This is a genomic window from Streptococcus sp. NLN64 (assembly GCF_015831295.1).
Lineage (GTDB): Bacteria > Bacillota > Bacilli > Lactobacillales > Streptococcaceae > Streptococcus.
This window is the reverse complement of record NZ_JADXDQ010000099.1, coordinates 1-2,436: the sequence shown is the minus strand read 5'-3', so window position 1 is coordinate 2,436 and position 2,436 is coordinate 1. Positions and strand designations below refer to the sequence as shown.

General features: G+C 43.6%; 2 protein-coding genes. Both read left to right on the top strand.

Annotation, left to right across the window (positions count from 1 at the left end):
* On the top strand, positions 1 to 992 hold a 992-nt coding region (locus tag I2503_RS09195), incomplete at its 5' end, for a Rib/alpha-like domain-containing protein (protein ID WP_196967761.1).
* Positions 993 to 1,132: 140 nt separating this feature from the next.
* On the top strand, positions 1,133 to 2,113 hold the full coding sequence (locus I2503_RS09190; RefSeq protein WP_196092471.1) for a Gfo/Idh/MocA family oxidoreductase: 981 nt from the start codon (positions 1,133 to 1,135) through the stop codon (positions 2,111 to 2,113).
* Positions 2,114 to 2,436 lie beyond the last annotated feature (323 nt).

Below are 2,436 nucleotides of genomic sequence, written 5' to 3'. Positions count from 1 at the left end.
ATCCACGTACAGATGCAGATAAGTACACACCAGAAACAACTCCAGAAACTGTAGCCAAAGGTGGCACAGTAGACTTAACAGATAATGTTAAACCAATCACTGATGAGTCAGGTAAGCCAGTTGAAGTGACAGTTAAAGATGTGACTCCAGAGGGTGCGATTGATACAAACAAACCTGGAAATTACATAGGTAAGGTAGAGATCACTTATCCAGATGGCAGCAAGGAAGTTGTGGATGTACCGGTAACAATTGTAGACCCACGTACAGATGCAGATAAGAACACTCCAGTTCCAAAAGACCAATCTGTCAAAGTAGGTGAGCAACCAAACCCAGGCGACTCTATCTCAAACTTGCCAGACCTTCCAAAAGGAACGAAAGTCGAGTTTGAGCAACCAGTAGATACAACAACTCCAGGTGGTAAGAAAGTCACAGTAGTTGTAACCTATCCAGATGGATCTCAAGACAAGGTTGAAGTAACGGTTAAAGTTGTGGACCCTCGTACAGACGCAGATAAGAACACTCCAGTTGCACAAGATCAGTCTGTGAATGTAGGAGAACAACCAGATCCGAACAAGTCTATTTCCAACTTGCCAGAGCTTCCAGCAGGAACGAAGGTTGAGTTTGAGAAACCAGTCGATACAACAACTCCAGGTGATAAGAAAGTCACAGTAGTTGTTACTTACCCAGATGGATCTCAAGACAAGGTTGAAGTAACAATCAAGGTTGTAACCCCAAGCAAACCAGTTACTCCATCTAAACCTGAGAAACCTGTTCAACCTGAGGTGAAACCAGAAGTGAAACCTCAAGTTCCAGTTCCAGGTCAAAAACCTGAAATGAAAGAGTCTAAGACTCAAATGAGCACTCAATCTACAGATCAAGAAACCCTTCCAAATACAGGTGAGGAATCGAATGCAGGTGCTGTAGCTCTTGGTGTCGGAATGCTTCTAAGTACGATCGGTCTTAAAGCAAGACGTCGTCGTGAAGAAGACTAATCAAGATAGCTTAGTCTTCCTTAATTGAAGTGACAAAAAGACTTCCTTTGCTAGTGTTAGAACTGGCTGGGAAGTCTTTTTTGATTTTTGACAGATGATAGGGGATTTGATAGACTGGGAAGAACGAGGAGGAATTCAAGATGCATAAACAGGATTTAAAATGGGCAACTTTGGGGACAGGTGTGATTGCAAATGAATTGGCTCAAGCCCTTGAGTCAAGTGGGAGAAAGCTTTATTCAGTGGCCAATCGGACCTATGATAAAGGAGTTGCGTTTGCTGAAAAGTATGGGATTGAGAAGGTTTATGAGGAGATTGATCAGGTCTTTGAGGATCCCGAGGTAGATATCATCTATATTTCTACACCACATAATACGCACATTCAGTACTTGAGAAAGGCTTTGACGGCGGGTAAGCACGTCTTGTGTGAGAAGTCTATCACCCTCAATAGTCAGGAGCTGGAAGAAGCAATCCAATTGGCGGAGGAGAATCAGGTCATCTTGGGGGAAGCCATGACCATTTACCACATGCCCATTTATGGAGAGTTGCGTCGTCGTGTGGATAGTGGTGAGCTTGGACCTCTGAAGATGATCCAGATGAATTTTGGATCTTATAAAGACTATGACATGACGAACCGATTCTTTAACCGCTCGCTGGCTGGTGGAGCTCTTTTGGACATAGGAGTATATGCGCTTTCATTCGTTCGCTTCTTTATGAGCTCCCAACCGGATCAACTGCTTTCTCAAGTCAAGCTGGCCCCTACCGGTGTAGATGAACAAGTTGGGATTTTGTTAACAAATCCAGAAGGCGAAATGGCAACGGTCGCACTCAGTCTACACGCCAAGCAACCCAAACGAGGGATGTTGGCTTATGATAAGGGCTATATTGAGCTCTATGAGTATCCGCGTGGACAAAAGGCGGTAATCACCTACACTGACGATAATCGCCAGGAAGTTATTGAGCTTGGAGAGACACAAAGTGCTTTGGCCTATGAAGTGGCCGACATGGAAAAGGCAGTGCTCGGTCAGGAGAATAAGATGCACTTGGCCTATACCCGTGATGTTATGTCCCTGATGACCCAGCTCCGTCAAGAATGGGGATTGACTTATCCCGAAGAAGAATAAAAGAGGAATCCACTGGTTGAAAAAACGAGTGGATTTCTTTTATACTCGAAACAGTTCGAAATCTGAAAAGGCAATCCGATGAAGACAGAACTTAGGGTTCGGCGAAGAGGATTATAGTCTTTCAGTTTGCTTTTAGTACAAGGCAGCGAGTCGCAGACAGCTCAAACATACTAAGATTAGTAGTGAGGAAACCTTCGACGGAAGATTTTCTCACTACTTTTTCTTTATGTTAAAGTAGTAGTGTCTTGTTAAGTCGTACTAGATTTTGGCATTTAATGCCGTAGCTCAAACTGGCAAGACACCTGTTTTAGTTAGAATTTTTT